Origin of the sequence: Haliscomenobacter sp. (assembly GCF_040403615.1) — a bacterium.
Taxonomy (GTDB): Bacteria; Bacteroidota; Bacteroidia; order Chitinophagales; family Saprospiraceae; genus Haliscomenobacter.
Genome location: NZ_JBBAKG010000139.1, coordinates 1 through 13293, shown reverse-complemented (window position 1 = coordinate 13293; position 13293 = coordinate 1). Strand labels below are relative to the sequence as shown.

Genomic DNA, 13293 nt, shown 5'->3' with positions numbered 1-13293 from the left:
GACTCTCGCCGCCTCCACGAAGATTTTTTGATTAAAATGGATTTAAAGTGTATTCACTTTGAATCCATTTTTTTATTGTTTTGGAATCTCAAACCTGTATGATACCATGCAATTCAAAACCATTCTCCTGTTTCTCCTATTGTTTTGTCTTTTTGAATTGCCGTCCTGTTATGTTGTTACCGCCTACAAATACCGCCATTTTAAATTAGAGTCCTTGTCTTCCTTTCGGTCGAGCGCCCTGGTAAAAGGGGAGAAACCATTTCATTTCCAAAGTGGTGCAGAAAACAAAGCCAAACTCAAGCGGATCCTGGATTCCGTTCTCGCCCCTACCCATACCTATTCCTTCCTGGTCATCCGCAATGATTCCGTCTTGTACGAGAACTACTTTGAAAACATCAAGCCAGAAACCCAACTGCCTTCTTTTTCGGTGGCAAAATCGGTGGTCTCTACCTTGGTGGGCATCGCTTTAGAGGAAGGCAAAATCAAAAGCCTGGATGAACCGATAACTGCTTATTTGCCGGAGTTGAAAAAACGTGACCCTCGTTTGGAAAAAGTGACCATCCAGCACCTCTTGGACATGCGCAGTGGGGTCAAAAGTGTGGAAAATGGCCAAAACCCGTTTAGCAATTTGGTCAAATTGGCGTTTTCGCGCAATGTTAACAGGCTTGTACTCAAAACCAAATCGGCCAAGGCACCAGGAGAAAAAGAATACAAAAGCCTGAATACTCAGTTGTTGGGCTTGATTGTAGAGCGTGCCACCCACCAAAAACTCCAGAGCTACCTCCAAGCCAAACTTTGGACGCCCCTACAAATGGAAAGCGATGCCAACTGGAATACCGATGCCCACCAAACCGTCAGGGCTTTTTGTTGCATCAATGCCACCACCCGCGATTTTGCCAAATTCGGACGCTTGTACCTGAAGAAAGGCAACTGGAATGGGCAGCAGATTGTGTCTGAAGCCTGGGTAAAAGCGTGTACTGATCCAGGATTGATGGAAGAATATGGCGGGTACAAAAACCAGTGGTGGAGTCGGCCTTCTTCCCGTACTTTTCGGGATTCGACCGAGGCGCTACAATTTCAGCAACAGACTCCTTACCGCAGCATACTCAATGCGCGCCCTTCTCGCGATGGCCGAGGGAAAATGTACCGTGTGGCTTACCGTTCGCCGGCATTTTATGCAGCGGGAGTGTTCAATCAATTTGTATTTGTACACCCCACCAAAAATGTGGTGATTGTGCGCATGGGAAGAAGCTGGAGCAACTCCTCCCTTGGACCCGATGCGTTTTTGTATTGGGTGGCGGAGCAGTTGTGATCCAAAAGAATTCGAGTCCAGAAAAGCCAACTTTATTAGTGGCTTTCCTGGACTCGAAAGGGAGTAACTTACTTAATCGGATTCATTGGCGCGGCATTTACATTGACGTCCGTAACCTGTAGAGAGGTAATCTTCCAGCCATTTCCTCCTTTAAGAAGGGTGATGAAATACATGCCCTCTAAGCTGTCTCCTTTTTTGCCACCTTGGAAATCCTGTTCGACCAGGTCTTTGGCGCTCATCGTAAGCAAAGCAACGCTGGGTGCCAAAAATTTAACGGCTTTGACGTTGTACTGGGTGGAAGTGTATTTAAATCTGGTCTCGCCAAAAGCCTGTAGTGCTTTGATGATTTCAGCCTTGTTTTTCCAGTACATTCCTACAGGGTTGATTACTGCCGCATTGGAGTCAAAAATGTCATTTTTGCCTGTAAAAGAATAATCGTGTGTATTCCAGGCTGTTTCCATGGTTTTGATCACCGCGCGTACATCCAATTCATCTTGAGCGCTTTGGCCAAAAGTTACGAAGCTAAGCAAAAGCGCAAAGGTCAATAGAGCAATGGTTTTCATGAAGTTTTGTTTTGGTTAATAAACAATTACGACACAAAAGTAGCGCCCGGATTGCCTCAGGTATAGATCAAATGCGACATCTTGCAGTTACAGTATAATTAGAGAAGGGAAGTGCCTTGAAGCCTTAAATGCGTTTTTTCTAAATCGCTTTTTAAAGTGGAAGGCGTTCCATCTACAAATTCTTTAAAATCCCGGATCATGTGCATCTGATCGGCGTAATGACAAGCATAAGCAATTTGAGACCACGACTGCTTGGGATTGGTTTCGTGCATTATCCAGGCTTTGGAAAAACGGGTTTGTCGGGCATACAACTTAGGTGAAATGCCAATCCTTTCCTTAAACTGACGCTCCAACTGACGCACACTGACACAGGCTTCTTTGGCCAAATGATCAACATTGCTGAACCTTTCCAGATTAGCCATTTTTGCCAATACCTGCTCAATCGGAAGGATAGCTTTTGTTTTTTTGCTCTTGTACAGCAAGTAATTTTGCACGATAGCAATCATTTTGTTAAAGTCCAACACTTCATTGAGCTGTTCCGTAATTTCGTCAATGTCATTGCCTAAAATAGAAGCTGCATCAAAGGGTTGATTGAGCATTTCTGCCATTGGAATGCCCAGCAAACGGTGCATACCACCTGGTTGAAAAAGAACCATGATCACCAGCATGTTGTAGCCCATGGTAAGATCTACCCGCGACAATTGAGGGCCAATTAGTGTAGCATGCGGCTGTTCTTCAATCTTTTGATCGGCATAGTTTCGCGAAATAATTTTGTCATAAGGATAAAAATAAAGACAATGTGCTGGTTGAGGAGGGAAAGGGGTGATGGGTCTGGGTTGGCTGGCATCCAGTTGGTACCGCACCAGGATGATTTTTTTTACAAAATGCTGCAGAGCTGGATGGGGTATAAAATGCAGAACCATGTTGAGTGATTTTATCGCTGAACAAAAGGCCTCTATTTAGGGTTCAATTTAAGACTATTATCTATGCATATGCTCCATTATAACCGCAGCTCATCGTTTCATTTCATTTATTTCATTGCTCTTGGAGTATTGGGTAGCTCCACTCTTTTTGCCCAACAACTGGATCCTTATCGTTGGAAAAATCGGGTTTTATTAATTTTTGCACCCGATCTTCCCGACAATCGCCTCGTTGATCAACTGTCTTTGCTCGATGCTGAACGTGCTGGGCTAGCTGACCGCGACCTAAAGGTACTAGTGCTGACCCCAAAAGGCAATATAGAATTTTCTGCAGCCGATTCCAGGCATTTGTATGAAGTTTACAAAGTTGGAAAAGAAACTTTTATGGTCATTCTCATCGGCAAGGATGGCACTGCAAAATTAAGAACAAAGCAGCCGATTGCTCCTGCCGTACTCTTTGATACCATCGATGCCATGCCGATGCGCCAAGCAGAGAAAAAAAGAAAATAGACCGCTAGAGAAACCCAACTATTGTAGGAATCTGGGGCTTTAGTTTAGATGGTGTCACTTGCTTGACTTCATCATTTCAACTGATACATCCGCACCAACTCTTTGATCTCCTCCAAAGTCCGGGTAGGTGGTGCTAATGGTGCTGGAATTGGCATTTTGGAATACTGTTGAAAATACAAGACACAAGCATCCCGCCACCACAGCGCCTCTCGTTGCTGTGCCGCCAATCGGCCACTTACATCCGCAAAGATCTCGGCATCTATATCGCCTTTTAGGGTAGACCACGCTGTTTGCATCAGACCAACGGATTCAACTCCCGTGTAATAACGTCCGCACAACTCCTCCCACAAGGTACGGCCAGTGGACAGTTTTTTATTCCAAGCCACATGGTGAAACCAGAGCAAATAGGGTAGGGGGCAAGCATCCACATTGCTCCATTGCTTAATGGCATCGGGATGGTACAAACTCAGCGCATTGCTGCCATTGACGCCGCGATCAAAACCCAGGCCGATCGAATCGGCGCGATGGTAATAAATGGAAGTCCAATCGGGACGGGCACTGCGTTCCAGCCAGGGCTCGGGGCCAAAATGAATGTTTTGCCCCATGATGTGGTGCAACCCCAATGGAGTGGTGAAATTGACGTACACACCGTGCGAGACTTCCATAATGGATACTATGGATGCTACGCCGCCGGCTTCCTGAATGAGGGTCATGCGAATCCATTCTTCGGCAATCTGGCTACTGCTCAATTGGTGATCCCAGGCCAGGCGACCAAAGGCGTACCAATTGGATTGCGACATCAAGTGGCCACACCAGTTGCGGTCGGAACCCGTATTGGCTACCCCCGCAATGATGCTGATGGGGTATTGGTGCAAACTGCCATCAATGACCTTGGCAACGGTAGAGCCTGGTCCATTGGCGTAGGTGTCGGTATTTAAGCATTCCTTGAACAAGGGTGCGAGGTAAACCAGGTTGGTGGAAAAACCCAGGTATTCCTGCGTGATTTGAAATTCCATCGCCAGCGGCGTTTTGGGCATCGCGCCAAAAAGCGGAGAAAATGGCTCGCGGGGCTGAAAATCGATCGGCCCATTTTTGACTTGCACCACTACATTCGGCAAAAAAGCGCCATCCAGAGGTTTGAATTCTTCGTAAGCCGCTTTGAAACGATCGCCTTTGGGATCAGCTTTGTACACAAATGCCCGCCAGATCACGATGCCTTTGAAAGGTGCTACTGCCTCGGCCAGCATATTGGCACCATCGGCATGGGTACGTCCAAAATCCTGGGGCCCGGGTTCGCCCTCCGAGTTGGCTTTGACCAGGAATCCGCCAAAATCCGGGATGATGCCGTATATTTCTTTGGCTTTCTCCACCCACCATTGGCGAACAGCGGGTTCGAGTGGGTCAGAATTCTTGAATTTGTCCAGAATTTTTGGTGCAGCAAAATTCACCGATAGGAAAATCTTGATGCCATATGGTCTGAATACGTCCGCCAGGGCTTTGACTTTGAGCAAATACTCACGGCTCATGAAGCGGGCACTGGCGTTGACGTTGTTTACCACAACAGCGTTGATGCCGACGGAGGCGTTGGCACGGGCGTAATCGCGGTAACGGGGATCAACGTTTTCGGGCAGTTCGTACCATTTCCAAAGGGAAGCACCGGCGTAGCCACGTTCAATGGTGCCGTTGGTGTTGTCCCAGTGGTTGAGCATGCGCAATTGAATGCGGGGAGTACTTGTTTCGGGGATTTTGCTCAGTGGGGTAGCGGTTTGGATTTTGCGCAGCAACGCAAATGCGCCGTACAGGAGGCCGGATGGAGTGTTGCTGCTGATTACTAAACGATTGTTCTGGAGGGCAATGCTGAAACCTTCCTTGCCCAGATTGACTTGAGGACTGGCATTGAGTACCAAACTGATGCCGCTGGGGGCACTGCTTGCCGTGTTTTGCAAACGGATGTTTTTGCCCAACAGCCCTTGTAAGCCGGTTTGTAATTCTTGAGCTGCTGTTTGGGACACAGCGTCAGTACCGGTATAGGTGATGTACTGCGTAAAGGTCTGGTATTGCGTACGAACGCTGGTGTTTTTGATCAAGTCGTATTTCAACCAGAGGCGGTAGCCGTCGTCGGCGCTGGCGCAAAAACCAATGATGAGAAAGCTGAATAAGCAAAAAAGGCGTATCATGTTGATGTGTTTATAGCTGTAATGCAACAATTTAAATAGAGATACTGGGAGTGAAAACCTTTGCCTAGTCACGGTTAATCCAAGCTCTCATTATTGTATACTGAGCTGAATACCAAGTTCTAGTCCCCGAATCTCCGCCAGCCCCTTCAAGCGCCCGATCGCCGAATAACCAGGATAGGTCTTCTTTTCCAAATCATCCAGCATCTGGTGGCCATGATCGGGGCGGAAAGGAATTTGGGCATCCGTTTGCCCCAAGTTAGCCCGGCGATTTTCCTCCAGCACAATGGCTTTTACCACCGCATACATGTCCACATCGCCTGTGAGGTGATCGGCTTCGTGAAAATTCAGCGGGTTGTTTTCCCGCTTGGTGGCGCGCAGGTGGATAAAATGAATCCGATCCGCAAAACGAATGAACATGGCGGGCAGGTCGTTGTCGGCCCGCACGCCCAAAGAACCCGTGCAAAAAGTAATCCCATTGGCGCGAATTGGGCAGGCATCCAGCAATTGTTGCAAATCGCTTGCGGTACTCACCACCCGTGGCAAACCCAACAATGGCCGTGGCGGATCATCGGGGTGAATGCACAGGTTGATGCCGCATTCTTCCGCTACCGGAGCAACTTGCTGAATGAAATAGTATAGGTTTTGCCGCAGTTCAGCATCGCCAATGTGGGCATAGGCATCCAGCAGGCTTTGAAAATTTTCCAGGCTAAAGGCTTCTTCAGAACCCGGCAACCCCAGCAAAGCCGTTTGTTGCAGCTTTTGTTTGGCCTCGTCGGACATACTGGCAAACTGGTCTATGGCAGCTTTTTGCACTTCCGGTGTATAGTCCTTTTCTGCACCAGGCCGCTTTAAAATACACAGGTCAAACACCGCAAAATCCTGCCACACAAAGCGCAGGGTTCGGGCACCATTGGGCAATTCGTACACCAAATCGGTACGCGACCAATCCAGTACGGGCATGAAGTTGTAGCACACCGTGCGGATGCCACAGGCCGCCAGGTTGCGCAGGGACTCCTGATAATTGGCGATGTACAGGTTGCGGCTGGGCAGGCCTTTTTTGATGTCCTCGTGTACGGGCAGGCTTTCGACCACTGACCAATACAGCCCCCCTGCTTTGTCGATGATCGCAATCCGTGCGGCGACGGCTTCGGGCGACCAGACTTCATCTACCGGAATTTGATGCAAGGCCGTGACGACCCCAGTGCAACCCGCTTGACGAATGTGCGCAAGGGCAACGGGGTCATTGGGCCCAAACCAGCGCATGGTTTGTATCATATTTACCTGACTTTTATTGGAGGAAGAAGTTTCAGAGCTTGTGCTTGGCGAGATCAAAGCTTTCGGCACCGCAGATCATGTCACCTCAATTCAAGTGCATTGATCCACAGTGCCAAAGCGAAGCTTAATGTTTGTTTGTTTGTAGTTTGGTAGTGTATTACAATGTTCTACTGAAGATAAAATGCTTACCAGCGGTAAATGTCGGAAAAGGATTTTGATTTACGAAATCGATTGCGTAAAATATTTTGAAGTTTTTTTTCTCCACGCCCAATCAATTAGCGAATTTACACTGTTTGGCAAAATTTATAAGTGGTGAATATCAATTTACTTGAAGCTGGGTGGGTGTATTTTTATCTTTTTAAATCACTTTAAATAATAGTTCCTATCTTTGAATAGCTAAAAACTATTGAATAGATGACCTTACAACAACTGGAATATGTAGTCGCACTAGACAACCACCGCCGTTTTTCCATTGCTGCCGAAGAATGTCACGTTGCTCAACCCTCGTTGAGTGCTGCCTTGCAAAAACTGGAGGATGAATTGGGGGTAAAACTCTTCGACCGCAGCAAGCAACCCGTGGTGCCGACCGAGTTGGGGGTGCCCTTTATCCAACAAGCGCGGCGGGTCTTGCGCGAAACGGAGGCCCTGCGCCTGATGGTCAGCGACCATTGCGAAGCCCAAAGTGGCGAGTTCAGCCTGGGAATCATTCCAACGCTGGCGCCTTATTTGCTGCCGTTGTTTCTAAAGGATTTTTCGGAAAAATTTCCCGAAATCAAGTTGCATATCCATGAGCGGACTACTGAAAACTTGTTGGCACTGCTCAAACGCGAGCAATTGGATGCCATTCTGTTGGCAACCCCGGCAGAGGAAGGTCTTTTTGTGAAGGATTGCCTGTTTTACGAAGAATTTGTAGCCTATGCCCCCCACGAGACATCGATTTTGGAAAAACGCTTCCTGCTCACCGAAGACATTGACCCTAACCGACTGGTATTGCTGGAAGAAGGACATTGCCTGCGCAATCAGGTGGTCAATCTTTGTGCCCTCCAAAAGGCGCAAAGCGGTTGGAGCAACATCGCCTACGAAGCAGGCAGCCTGGAAACCTTGCGGCGCCTGGTAGAGAATCACTCGGGGATCACCATTTTGCCCCAATTGGCAGTGCTGGATCTAGACGAGGATCAAATGCAATACGTGCGTTTTTTTCAGGCACCCGCCCCGGTACGGGAGATCAGTTTGCTGACGCATCCACATTTTGCGAAGCGGAGGTTGTTGGCGGCACTGAGGGAGTCGATCATGGGAAATTTGCCTGGTTTTTTGAGGGAGGAGAAGGCAAGAAGGGTGTTGGAGATTGGGTGAGGCGAAGCAGGCTAAGGTTTTTATCCCATCACGTCTTCCTTTCTTTTTTCTTTGCTGCGGGGAAAAGGATGTTGTTCAAAATCAGGCGATAACCTGGAGAATCGGGGTGTAAACTCAGGTCGGTTTCCGGGTCTTCGATGCGGTGCAGGTAATCTTCAGGATCGTGACCCCCGTAAAAAGTCCAGAAGCCTTTACCAAAAATGCCATGAATGTAACGGGCCTCGTTTTGCGCTTTGTTTTCACCCAAAAGCAAGACATTCGTTTTCAAGTATTGTTTTCTAAATGCGGTGGTTTGCCCAATAAACCCTTTGATGGTTCGGGTATGGCATTGCGTGAGGATGGAAGGAACGGGATCCCATTTGGCCGAAAAATCAAACAAGGTGAAATAATCTTGCTGAGGCGCTACATTTCGCGACCATCCGCGACCAACATCAATCGTAGAAAAGTTATGCCCGTTAGGACCATCGGCCAGGGTAAAGTTTTTAAAGGCAAAAGTTTTATTAAAATCTAGTTTGGCCTGTGCATTGGGATCTTCAGGATCTCCGTCAAAAATTTCATTACAAATATCCACCCCGTCTGCGGCCAGTGCTATGTCGTAAGTTTCTGTAGCCGAGCACATGGCAAACATAAAACCACCTCCGGCTACCCATTCCCGGATTTTTTTGACGACGGCCAGTTTGGAATGCGATACTTTTTTGTACCCCATGCTATAAGCCAAATCTTCAGATCTTTGCTTGTATTCCTCATACCAGGAAGCATTTCTATAGCCGCGATTATTGCGGCCAAGCTGCCCTGTAAAATCTTCGTGGTGCAGGTGTATCCAGTCGTATTGAGGGAGTTTATCCTGGAGCACTTCTCGATCATACAACATGTCAAAGGGAATTTCAGCGTAGGTGAGTACGAGTGTAACTGCATCCTCCCAAGGCTGGATGGCTTTGCCTTTTCCGTCCACTTCGGGGGTGTATACTGCAATTTTGGGCGCCTTTTCCAGTTTCATTGCCTCCATATTCACCTCAGGATTGGCGATTTGATCGAGTATGTTTTTGAATTGTGCATCGGGAATGATTTCATAGCTTACCCCTCTGGTTAGGCATTCTTTTTCAAAAAGTTTATTGTGTTCAAAGGCAAAGCTCCCCCCTCGGTAATTGAGCAACCACCAGGCTTCCACCCCGTTGTTCAACACCCAATAAGTGATTCCATAAGCCTTGAGGTGCTGCTTTTGTTTGTCTGCATCCATTGGCAGTAACAAATAAGCAGCTTTAAGCGGCCCGATGACTGCAGCGATTAGCCCCATAACCAACAAACCTTTTTTAATCATCTCTTCTTGATTTAGCATGTTTAGCGAAAAGTTAGAAAAATCGAATCATTCTGGAGTGATTGAACTTGACTTTCTGCAAGTTAAAGACTTTTGTTATTTTTAAGCATGAAAAACCAGCGCCTACACTCCATCGACATCCTGCGGGCATTGACCATGTTATTGATGATTTTTGTCAATGACCTCTGGAGTTTGAGCCATGTTCCCCGTTGGCTACTGCATACCGCTGCTGAGGTTGATGGAATGGGTTTGTCTGATGCGGTGTTTCCTGCTTTTTTATTCATTGTAGGGCTATCCATTCCACACGCTGTGAAGGCGAGGTTAGAAAAAGGAGCCTCCAAAGTTTCGGTGATGCTGCACATCCTTAGCAGAACCTTCGCTTTGTTGGTCATGGGCTTGTTTATGGTCAACCTGGAAAACATCGACGCTGCCCAGTTGCTGATTCGCAAGGAATATTGGCAAATATTGATGGCCCTGGCCTTTATGCTCATTTGGAACAATTACCGCAATCCTATGGTCTTTGGCGTAGTACCGACTATTTTGGTCAAAATTTTGGGCTGGATCATTTTGGCCTTTTTGGCGTCCATTTACCAAAGTGCGTCGGGCAATTGGATGATGATCCATTGGTGGGGTATTTTGGGTTTGATCGGCTGGGCGTATTTACTGGTTGCTTTGCTTTATTTGTGGATTGGGGATAAAGTATGGTGGTTGGCAGTAGCCTGCATTGGGTTGTTGCTGCTCAATGTCAACGAATTTGTTCGGCTGCTTGGGGTCGATTTGCAATTGGTGGTCAGCGCATCCACCCACGCCAGTGTGATGCTGGGCGTATTGACCACGGTGATGTATACTCAACTAGCGGCCAAAGCTCAATTGAAGTGGCTAATTCCCAGCCTGCTTGGGGTAGCCCTCATACTGATTGTTTTTGGTTTCGCCACCAGACCCGAATGGGGCATCTCGAAAATTCGTGCCACACCTTCCTGGACGAGCATCTGCGCGGGGATAAGCATCCTGGCCTTTGTACTACTGCATTTTATTGCGGATGTAAAGGGGCGTACCAGCTGGGCAGCTTTCATTGCTCCAGCGGGATCGAGTACTTTGACCTGCTACCTGATGCCTTATTTTGCGTATGCTTTTGTGGAGCTGTTGGGCTGGAGTTTGCCTGCGGTATTGACGGATGGAGCGATCGGGCTACTGAAATCCACACTCTTTGCATTATTCGTCATTCAATTTACGGGTTTGCTCAATCGGATTCAAATTGGGCTGAAGATCTGACTATTCATCACCTCACTCACGATCAAAAACGATTTAAGCTTTGCCGCTTTATCATAAATGTGACTGGTAATCATCAATTCATCTATGCCTGTTTCGGCTACAAATGCCGACAATTCCCTTTGCAGGGTTTGTTCGCTCCCGGTGAAAGTGTAATACATCATGCTTTGAATGGCCTGTTGCACCTCGGGATTATTAAAAATAGCAGGCAATGGTGCCGGGGCTTGCAATGGTTTTCGCTCATTGGTAATGATGCCCAGGAACAATTTGTACAGGCTGGTAGACAAAAACTCAGCTTCTTCATCCGTATCGGCAGCCAGCACATTTACACAAGCCATTACATAAGGTTTTTCCAGTTGGGAAGAAGGGCGAAAATTCTTTCGGTAAATCTCTATGGCCGACTTGAACAGTCTTGGTGCAAAATGGGCTGCAAAGGCATACGGCAAGCCCAAACTGGCCGCAAGGTAGGCACTGTCGGTGCTGGAACCCAAAATCCATATAGGCACCTCCACTCCTTCTCCCGGAAAGGCCCTTACTTTGGACAATTTGTTGTCGGTGCTGAAATATTTTTGCAGTTGCAGAATCTCGGCCTGGAAATCATACTCAACATACGCATTGTTTCTGCGCAAGGCCAGGGCTGTCTGCTGGTCGGTTCCCGGAGCTCTTCCAAGCCCCAAATCAATTTTGCCAGGATAGATACTCGCCAGCGTTCCAAACTGTTCAGCTATCGCTAAAGGGCTGTGGTTGGGCAGCATGATACCGCCAGAACCTACCCGAATTTTCCCTTTTGTGAATCCGGCTATATGCCCAATCAACAAAGTCGTAGCCGAACTGGCAATGTGTTCCATATTGTGATGCTCGGCTAGCCAGATTCTTTTGTAACCGAGCGATTCCGTATGCCGAGCAACTTCCACTGTATTCCTGATTGCTGTAACTGCATTATCCCCGTCTGAAACCACCGCTAATTCTAATACAGATACCGGAATATTCTTCATGGTGCATTATTTGTTGAAATCAAACGGGCAAGCGCTTAAACCAGCGGAGCTTGCCCATCTGATTTGGATAGAACCTGATGGAGCCTGGAATAGTTTTATGCGAAGCATCTTTTCGTACAAAGCAATGAAGAACTGGAGTTGCAAGGTTTGGATGTTGCCGCGCAGGTCGTAGGTAAGGTTTTCGTTGTAGTTGTCGGTGCCAGAGATCACGCCAGCATCCGAGTAGTTTTGGAAGGTGGAGGAGCTCAGGCGGCTGAGGTAGTCGTAGCTGTACGATAGGATCTGGGCTTCGCGGCCACGTACGCGCGAGGCGATCTGGCTGATGTTGCCCGCTTTTTGGGCGGGGGCTGCCGTCAGGCCAGAGATGCCGGTGAAGGGTTTGGCTTTAAAGACTAAAGAAGTCATTTTCTTTTGATTACGCACGTCTGTAGGCATGCAGATAATGGTACTGGTCTGGAATTTTTTCATTTATTTTGGTGTTCAGTAAAACATTCCTAAAATACACCAAAATGTCGAAGCCGCATCGAGGACGCATACAAGCCCAAGGCAAAGATTTAGAAAAATCAGTATCTTGGGCACAAGATGAGCCTTTATCAAAAGAGGATGCGCTAAACTTGTTGGATAAACTTAAGAAGTTGCTGACATCTAAAGAGTTGAAAGCACGCGATAAACAAATTCAGCAGGCCAAACGCTACATTGAAAATGTTAATGGAGGAGTAGATGCGATCAAAAAGAAAGCCTTTGTTAATGTCAAAGAAAAGACTCGTATCGACATCGAAATACTAGGAGGAACCGCTTTTGTAACCATATTCTTAATGGCAGTTTTGCTTTGGTACTTTTACTCATAAAGTCATGGCACCACAAATTCTTTACGCTAATTTTTTAGAAGACCGTCGGATATACGGTTTAGCTAAAACGTATTGGAAGCACTTGTTTGACCAATTGGCCGCAGCACATGGTTTTGTGTACCGTGCTTATATCAATGATGCCAATGACTATGATGGCAATCCAATTTTCAGTGCATATATCCTAGAGAAAAATCGGGCAGTTCGGGTCATTCAGATTGATCCGAATGAAATTGAAGACAATATTCTTACCACGGCATGGCTCGATACCATTGAACTGGAAGAAGGGCAAGTGGCAGTTGATGAATTGGTGATTTATACAGTGCTTACCGTGGAAACAAGAGCACAGTGTACTGCTTTGATTCAGGAATGGATAGAGGGAGAGGTGACGGTTGAGGAGATGAAACAGCGGATTGAGGGGGTCTTTGGATAAGGTTTTAGATTTTGTCTCGTCTTAACATCGCGTAGTGCCAGAGATCACCCCTGCGTCCGAGTAGTTGTGAAAGGTGGAGCTGCTCAGGCGGCTGAGGTAGTCGTAGGAGTAGGACATGATCTGTGCTTCGCGGCCACGTACACGCGAGGCGATCTGGCTGATGTTGCCTGCTTTTTGGGCAGGGGCTGCAGTCAGGCCAGAGATGCCGGTGAAGGGCTGGTCGTAGCGGAGTAAATTAAAATTAATATGCTCATTTTCTTTTAGTTACGCACGTCTACAGACCATGGCCGTCAGGCTAAGGCTTCAATAACACCAAAAATAAGGTA

At 47.3% G+C, this 13293-nt stretch carries 13 protein-coding genes; 6 read left to right on the top strand and 7 right to left on the bottom strand.

The window, feature by feature from the left end:
* The first annotated feature begins 106 nt into the window (after positions 1 to 106).
* Entirely contained in the window at positions 107 to 1312 is a 1206-nt protein-coding gene (locus ABW391_RS26180; protein WP_353484863.1) for a serine hydrolase domain-containing protein, read from the top strand.
* Positions 1313 to 1380: 68 nt separating this feature from the next.
* Here the strand turns inward: ABW391_RS26180 and ABW391_RS26175 are convergent, their stop codons facing one another.
* The gene (locus tag ABW391_RS26175; RefSeq protein WP_353484862.1) at positions 1381 to 1875 is read right to left on the bottom strand and encodes an SgcJ/EcaC family oxidoreductase; all 495 of its coding nucleotides are present in this window, start codon (positions 1873 to 1875) and stop codon (positions 1381 to 1383) included.
* Between the two features lie 98 nt (positions 1876 to 1973).
* Positions 1974 to 2798: a helix-turn-helix domain-containing protein gene (locus ABW391_RS26170; protein WP_353484861.1), complete on the bottom strand. Its 825-nt coding sequence runs from the start codon at positions 2796 to 2798 to the stop codon at positions 1974 to 1976.
* Between the two features lie 63 nt (positions 2799 to 2861).
* On the opposite strand from ABW391_RS26170, the gene ABW391_RS26165 reads away from it, so the two are divergent.
* On the top strand, positions 2862 to 3305 hold the full coding sequence (locus ABW391_RS26165; RefSeq protein WP_353484860.1) for a DUF4174 domain-containing protein: 444 nt from the start codon (positions 2862 to 2864) through the stop codon (positions 3303 to 3305).
* 71 nt (positions 3306 to 3376) lie between these two features.
* On the opposite strand, the gene ABW391_RS26160 is transcribed toward ABW391_RS26165, so the two are convergent.
* Together ABW391_RS26160 and uxuA are read right to left on the bottom strand one after the other, a co-directional pair.
* Entirely contained in the window at positions 3377 to 5482 is a 2106-nt protein-coding gene (locus tag ABW391_RS26160; RefSeq protein ID WP_353484859.1) for an alpha-glucuronidase family glycosyl hydrolase, read from the bottom strand.
* A 90-nt stretch (positions 5483 to 5572) separates the two neighbouring features.
* Positions 5573 to 6757 carry a mannonate dehydratase gene (uxuA, locus tag ABW391_RS26155; protein WP_353484858.1) on the bottom strand — a complete coding sequence of 395 codons (1185 nt, stop codon included), beginning with the start codon at positions 6755 to 6757 and terminating at the stop codon, positions 5573 to 5575.
* 414 nt (positions 6758 to 7171) lie between these two features.
* Between uxuA and ABW391_RS26150 the strand changes: the two genes are divergently transcribed.
* Positions 7172 to 8110 carry a LysR substrate-binding domain-containing protein gene (locus tag ABW391_RS26150; RefSeq protein ID WP_353484857.1) on the top strand — a complete coding sequence of 313 codons (939 nt, stop codon included), beginning with the start codon at positions 7172 to 7174 and terminating at the stop codon, positions 8108 to 8110.
* Positions 8111 to 8138: 28 nt separating this feature from the next.
* On the opposite strand, the gene ABW391_RS26145 is transcribed toward ABW391_RS26150, so the two are convergent.
* On the bottom strand, positions 8139 to 9428 hold the full coding sequence (locus ABW391_RS26145) for an asparagine synthetase B (protein ID WP_353484864.1): 1290 nt from the start codon (positions 9426 to 9428) through the stop codon (positions 8139 to 8141).
* A 105-nt stretch (positions 9429 to 9533) separates the two neighbouring features.
* Here ABW391_RS26145 and ABW391_RS26140 point away from each other — a divergent pair, with 105 nt between their 5' ends.
* Positions 9534 to 10697 carry a DUF5009 domain-containing protein gene (locus ABW391_RS26140; RefSeq protein WP_353484856.1) on the top strand — a complete coding sequence of 388 codons (1164 nt, stop codon included), beginning with the start codon at positions 9534 to 9536 and terminating at the stop codon, positions 10695 to 10697.
* Here the strand turns inward: ABW391_RS26140 and ABW391_RS26135 are convergent.
* Together ABW391_RS26135 and ABW391_RS26130 are read right to left on the bottom strand one after the other, a co-directional pair.
* A complete protein-coding gene (locus ABW391_RS26135) occupies positions 10676 to 11689 on the bottom strand; it encodes an LLM class flavin-dependent oxidoreductase (protein WP_353484855.1) in 1014 nt (337 codons plus the stop codon). The two genes, ABW391_RS26140 and ABW391_RS26135, sit on opposite strands and share 22 nt — an antisense overlap.
* Before the next feature lie 6 nt (positions 11690 to 11695).
* Positions 11696 to 12157 carry a hypothetical protein gene (locus ABW391_RS26130; RefSeq protein ID WP_353484854.1) on the bottom strand — a complete coding sequence of 154 codons (462 nt, stop codon included), beginning with the start codon at positions 12155 to 12157 and terminating at the stop codon, positions 11696 to 11698.
* A gap of 41 nt (positions 12158 to 12198) precedes the next feature.
* Between ABW391_RS26130 and ABW391_RS26125 the strand changes: the two genes are divergently transcribed.
* Complete coding sequence (locus tag ABW391_RS26125; protein ID WP_353484853.1) at positions 12199 to 12537, top strand: hypothetical protein; 339 nt, start codon at positions 12199 to 12201, stop codon at positions 12535 to 12537.
* Positions 12538 to 12541: 4 nt separating this feature from the next.
* Complete coding sequence (locus tag ABW391_RS26120) at positions 12542 to 12967, top strand: hypothetical protein (RefSeq protein WP_353484852.1); 426 nt, start codon at positions 12542 to 12544, stop codon at positions 12965 to 12967.
* Positions 12968 to 13293: the final 326 nt, after the last annotated feature.